Annotated in this window: 7 protein-coding genes; all 7 read right to left on the minus strand. The window is 28.2% G+C overall.

Annotated features, from left to right (window positions below; genetic code table 11):
• Positions 1-343: 343 nt before the first annotated feature.
• Positions 344-1,234: a hypothetical protein gene (locus tag ABUA27_RS11710; protein ID WP_349820765.1), complete on the minus strand. Its 891-nt coding sequence runs from the start codon at positions 1,232-1,234 to the stop codon at positions 344-346.
• A gap of 99 nt (positions 1,235-1,333) precedes the next feature.
• Positions 1,334-1,906, minus strand: a complete 573-nt coding sequence (locus tag ABUA27_RS11715) for a hypothetical protein (RefSeq protein ID WP_349820766.1) — start codon at positions 1,904-1,906, stop codon at positions 1,334-1,336.
• Between the two features lie 126 nt (positions 1,907-2,032).
• Entirely contained in the window at positions 2,033-2,407 is a 375-nt protein-coding gene (locus tag ABUA27_RS12720) for a transposase (protein WP_502879955.1), read from the minus strand.
• Between the two features lie 110 nt (positions 2,408-2,517).
• Complete coding sequence (gene galU, locus ABUA27_RS11725; protein WP_349820767.1) at positions 2,518-3,414, minus strand: UTP--glucose-1-phosphate uridylyltransferase GalU; 897 nt, start codon at positions 3,412-3,414, stop codon at positions 2,518-2,520.
• 4 nt (positions 3,415-3,418) lie between these two features.
• Positions 3,419-4,843, minus strand: coding sequence for a flippase (locus ABUA27_RS11730; RefSeq protein WP_349820770.1), 1,425 nt, complete (start codon positions 4,841-4,843; stop codon positions 3,419-3,421).
• Positions 4,844-4,976: 133 nt separating this feature from the next.
• Entirely contained in the window at positions 4,977-5,981 is a 1,005-nt protein-coding gene (locus ABUA27_RS11735) for a glycosyltransferase (protein ID WP_349820768.1), read from the minus strand.
• Entirely contained in the window at positions 5,971-6,300 is a 330-nt protein-coding gene (locus ABUA27_RS11740; protein WP_349820769.1) for a hypothetical protein, read from the minus strand. Before ABUA27_RS11740 ends, ABUA27_RS11735 begins: the two co-directional genes overlap by 11 nt.
• Between the last annotated feature and the right edge of the window lie 249 nt (positions 6,301-6,549).

A 6,549-nucleotide genomic window follows, 5' to 3' on the forward strand; every position in this document is an offset into this window, starting at 1 on the left:
TAGTCTATATCCTGAATATTTCTGCTCCACACTTCTCTTAAATTGGTACCTGTAGATTATGGGTATTCAAAAAAATTGATAACTTCTAGAATTTTATAAATATAATGTAAAACAATATTAATTAGACCTGCATACAAGCAAGTCTTATTCGAGTTTTTAAAACTATCCAAATATCCATATTTTGATAACCTTTTTACTTTTTCGTGATCAATTAATGCAATTATAATTGTTACAACAGTAAGCACAATTGCAAGAATATCCACTGATAATGTATACATATCATTTTCAATTTTCATAACAAACTTTGAACAATCAAATTTATATAGTGCCACAAAAAATAGACTTATGTATTTTGTATAAGTTCGCATATTTCAACTTTCTTATTTGAATATTTAGATTTTATCAACTTATACATAGTATTATAATTTGAAAAATCATGTTCATCGTATTCTATTTTGTCTTTATATCTATATTCTAATAAATTAAAATGTTCTATTTTTTCACCTTTATTTTTTGCATCTATATAAAAACTTTTTAGCAGTTTATACTTATTGGTGATATCATTAAACAGCATCTTTACTTGGTTTCTATCATCAAATGCTGATTTATTTCTCTCAATACATAATTTACATGTCATTTGCATAGATTTTTTGTTTTGAATATCATTAAATACATCTCTATTTAGATGAATACTGCTCAAAATTTCATCCGAAGGAACTGCATAACTAAATTCAATATTCCCAATAATATCTTTTTCCATAATTCTTTTAATAATATCTTTAGTTAGAATATTAGCAAAAATAACGTTTGTGATATCCTTTTTATATTTATCAATCAAAAGCTTTTTTACAGCCGTTCCATATCCAATACCTTCAGAACTGCATATTGTAGCAATGCAAGTGTTAAAGTCCATATAAAAATATAATATTGTATTGAGTTGTTGATTCTCTTTAATATTAATTGGTCCACTTTTGAAAGTATCTTTATCCCTTATTTCAATCGCATTATTCATATTCACTTTACCGATTTTTAAAAACATTTCTTCCTGATTAAAAATCATAAAATCATAATAATACAATCCATCCAATTCACATGTTTGATAAGCATCAACAGATCTTGTATGATTATATATTTCTTCAAACATTTGATATATCTCGTTATTATTTAAAGCAATTTCAGATCTGTCTTTCTTCTTTTTAACAACTAACTCATAATAATAAATATTCTTTTCCATTTAAACACCTCTTTTCAAGAACGAATCAAATCAAAACAATCTTATTAATCATCTATTATATTTTTACTCAATTTAAGAAAAGTGTTGCTTTGGGTGATCTTATTCAGCAAAAATGCCATAACGATATTCGTAATAAGCTTCCTTAAGTGAAATAGGCATAAGCGTAGCTCTTACCATCACATCACTGAAAAGCTCGGTATCTATAATCATTCTAAGAATTTCAGAAGCCATTTCCTTTTTCTTGAACTTATACTTAACCTGCTTCTTAAGAAGCAGAAAATCTAAATAACCTTGTATATATCTGGTTCCAATACCTCTTGTTGTCTGTATCATTAAACTCACTTCTGTCATCATCTCATTGACAGAACCTAATGATTTTCCGTCATCAGTAAGATATCTCTTCTCTATAGGAGATGTCTTTATCTTATTGTTTACTGCTTCAAGATAGTTGGCAAACTGCTGTATACTAGCCTTTGAATCTGATATGAACTCTTTTACATCATCAAAGTATTCTTTATTCGCTTTATATTTATCGAATGACTCACTTCCAAGACCTGATACCTGCATCATCATATGATCATTTTCATCTGTAGCACAGACAATGGCAACCTTGTGATGAGATATTTCTCTATATGCAGCCTGTTTACCTCTTTTCTTTGAGTATCTAGGCATATTTTGAGGACGTGTTCCCTTTAGGTTGATACTTTTATACTGTGTATCTTAATAAACTTCACCAGATAATTTCTGATGACCCATAATTTCAGAGGCTGCATGATAAAGTTTATGACGCATATAGAATCAGGTTGTCTTGCTTGTCCCCAAGACTTGAGCCTCACCCTCTAGAGGCATTTTATATAGGTCCAGTCCAATGAAGTGAAGCCACTGGTCCAAAGTAAAATGAGACCAGTAGAATAAGGTGTTGGTTCTATCACTAAAAGACTTGTGACAGTCAAGACAGATATATCTCTGATGTCCGTTCTTATCTTTTCCATTCTTCTTGAAATGAACTGAACCACATATAGGGCATGCCTTATGAGATAAATCAATACCTTCATCAGCCTGTTCATATAATGATTCAATAAGCTTAGTTACACAATCCTTACCCTTAGTTCTTAGATAGTTTTTTACGTGGTTTTCAGTTGCCATAGCACTCACCTGAGCATTTAAGATCATTTTACAACTATTCAAAAAATGATGATTTGAGTCAAATGGTTATAAAGTAGAGAATCAGGCGTTAAGTTAAATTTAATGATCTAGTAGTAACACTTTTCATAAACTGAGCGTTAAAACTTACCTTTTTCTTTTTCAACTAATGTATGTATATATTTACTTACTTGATCATGTAGACCTTCTCTATCTAAGGCAAAATCTATTGTTGCTTTTATAAATCCAAATTTATCCCCTACATCATATCTCTTTCCTTCAAAATCATACGCATACACCGCTTGTCTATCTAACAATCTTTTAATAGCGTCTGTTAACTGGATTTCTCCTCCTGCTCCTTTTCCTTGTGTTTCTAACAGTCCAAAGATTTCAGGTGTCAATACATATCTTCCTAAGACTGCTAGTTGACTTGGTGCTTTCTCTACGGCTGGTTTTTCCACCATATCTGTTAGTTTTACCAGTCTTCCTTTTGCTGGATGTGATTTTGATGGTTCTACGATTCCATATTTGCTTACATCTTTTTTATCAACTGTTTGTACTCCTATTACTGATGCTGATGTTTTACTATATTGTTCTATTAGTTGTTTTAAAGCTGGTTTTCCTTCTTTATTGACAACTACATCATCTCCTAATAGTACAGCAAATGGTTCATCTCCAATGAATGATTTAGCACATAAAACTGCATGTCCTAATCCTTTTGGTTCTTTTTGCCTAATATAGTAAATATTAGCCATATCTGCTATATCTTGGATCATTTTTACTTGTTCTAGTTTTCCTGATTCTTTTAATCTTTCTTCAAGCTCATAGTTTTTATCAAAATGATTTTCCATCGCATGTTTATTACTGTTTGTAATAATCAAGATTTCTTCTATTCCACTATCTACTGCTTCTTGAACAATATATTGGATTGTTGGAATATCTACAATTGGTAACATTTCTTTGGCGATTGCTTTTGTTGCAGGAAGGAATCTTGTTCCTAAACCTGCTGCTGGTATAATTGCTTTTCTTACTTTCATTTGTTTATCCTTTCTTCTTAAGAATTTTATTTAAAAACATCATCACACTTTTGTCTTTTAATATTATCAATATACCGAAATATACAATAATTCCTAAAACAATTTGTATCATTGTATAAATAATACCTATTGGCATTATCCTAGAGATAATCAATATGCAACATAACATGATTATAGAAGAAATAATGTATTTATAAATATTCATTATCATCTGTTTTAATCTAAAAAAGCTCCTGATAAAATATAATTGTGAAAGTGTTACACTTGTTTCAGCAATTAATGTTGCTACAGCTGCACCATAAGATAAAAAACGAGGTATTAAAACTAAATTTAAAAGTAGATTAATAATCATCCCTACACACACTGCAACTGTATATTCTTTTTGCCTACCTGTCGGCAATAAAAATTGTGTTCCTACAACATTTCCATATCCAATAATAATTATTATTGGTGAAATAATTATCATGTTTAGTACAACTTTTTCATACCCAGTGCCAAAAAACCATGGAACAAATCCTTTAGATATTCCAACCAACCCAAAACATAATGGAAATGCCAAAAATGAAATAAATTGAAATGAAGTATATATACTTTCTTTGACTTCATTCATTTTTCCCTCTTTGTACATATTAGCCACCCTTGGTAACATTACAGTTCCTAGTGACGTTGCAAGAGTCATTGCCATTTTGATGATCTTTTGAGACTGTTCATAATAACCAACTTCAGCAGTATCTCCTGTTAAAGCACCTATCATTGTTTTATCTAACATTGTATAAATTGATGTAGCTATTTGCGGTAAAAACAACACAATCGTTGGTCTTATATGCTTCTTGATGTTTAATGTGTTTAATTTTACTTTCTTTACAAATTTAGGAAGATACATCCACATTGATAAATTACCAAATAATAATGTCACAGAATAGCTTAATACATATATCGGCAAATCTGATTGTGCTTTAACAAATGTGAAAATAATGATCAATCCGCAAATCTTAACTAAAGTATTTCTAATAACAATTTTCTTAAAATCTTCCATTCCCTGATATAACCAAGAAATATCAAACATTGATGCTATGACATCGATAATTTGAATAGAAAAAATAAAACCATATGTTTTATTTTGACAAAATGTAAAATAATATAAAATAATACTTATTGAAACCGTAAATATTCTAAGTATTAATAATTTAAAAAATACTTTACTTCTTTTATCTATATCTTTTTGATAATATGCTATTTCTCTTTGTCCATATAAATTTAATCCGATACACCCAAATAAAATAAAATACTGTGTGATCGAATTTGTATATCCATATGTTCCAATTCCTTTTGCTCCTAATACTCTTGATACATATGGTGTTGTAATAAGAGGCAAAATAATAACAAGTAATTTGAATACCCATAATCTGCAGGAAACAGTATTTTGGATCTTTGTTTGTTCTTTCTATTGTCTGTTTAAAAGGGTTCCATTAAAAATGTATTTATGGCATACCTGTGTTTTGTGGGTATTCAAAACAAGTAATTGATAGCTAATGTTATAGAGATAATTTTTTATAACTTTCTTATCCATTAACATTTCCTTTCATTCTTCTATCGTAAATAAGTTTTACAAACCATCTAGCATATGTAAATAGTAATATTTTTATTTTTTGATGGCAATCATATGAATATTTTATACATTCTTTTTCTATATCAAAAAGAGATATTTTATCAACTATTGCTTTATCTTCGTTAGGTAATCTCCCATAAATTGAAGTCAATTGATAAAATGATGAACTAATATACTTTTTAGCAAACATAATATATTTTTTTTCTAACAATAAGCTATCAACAAGCATTCTTTCTTCATTAACTATATATATAATATCCTCGATTTGTTTCAATGTTGGTGTTTTGGTAGCACTCCCTTTTCTCTTACGATAAGCATAGAATTCTACATTAGTTTGACATATTTTACATTCTTCAGATAATAATACTTTTAAAAAGAATAAATGATCCTCTTCATAAGAAATACTTCTTGGAAATAATATATTATTTTTTAACAAAAAATCTCTTTTATAAAATCCTAACCAAGGAACTACTTCGTTACTATGTTCATTAATTGCATATTTCAAAAAGTCTTTCCCCTTTAATACTTTATTTATATAAGTCATTTCAGGTATATCATGTGATAAATATTTCTTACTCTCATCATCATAAATTCCATAAACTCCTCTTATCACATCTAAATCATATTTATGGCATATATCCAAAAAATTTTGTGAAAAATTAAGTTTATAAAAATCATCACTATCAATAAAACAAACATATTCACCATTTGCTTTTTGTAACCCAACATTTCTAGCAATAGAAATCCCTTCATTTTCTTTATTAATCAACTGTACATTCTTCATATTACTTATATAGTTTTGAATTATTGATTGAGAATTATCTGTAGAGCCATCATTTACAATTATAATTTCATATTCTTGACATGTTTGAAAATCAATAGATTTCAAACAGTCCAATATATATTTCTCAACATTATATACAGGAACAATAAATGATAAACTAATTTTATTCAGCATACACTTTCCTCCTTAAATTACCAATATAAAATCCAAAATAAAACCATAAACTAAAACATTTAACACCAGGGCCAAATGGAGCCAATTCTTCAAATAAACCATTAACAATTAACATAATACTTAATAAAAAAACCAAGTGTTTTAATTTTTTATTTGTTTCATTTATATTTTTATTTTTCTTCATCACATATAAAGCAGGATAAAAACTGTATATAATTACTGGAATTCCTCCCAAAATTCCATAGCTCAATAAGGTTGCTAATATATTACATTCAATATATGTACCTCCGGTACCTCTTAACCAATATTTTGGAATCATTTTAAAAAAATAATCATATTGTGTATTTCTTCCCGATGTGATTGTACTTAAATCTGTTTTTGATCTATTATTGAAAAATATTTTATTTATTATAAGATTATTTGAATACCCACAAACCACAGGTCAGTGAAAATTAAATTTCATAAACACCGATTAAACGGCGTTCATGAATCTGAACCAGACACATGAATTTCCCATCTGTTCTATAATTAGATTAGAAATTAGATGGAGGTATAATCATATGTCAAA

It is taken from the genome of Catenibacterium sp. RTP21428st1_D7_RTP21428_210409 (genome assembly GCF_040227455.1).
Taxonomy (GTDB): Bacteria; Bacillota_I; Bacilli_A; order Erysipelotrichales; family Coprobacillaceae; genus Catenibacterium; species Catenibacterium mitsuoka_A.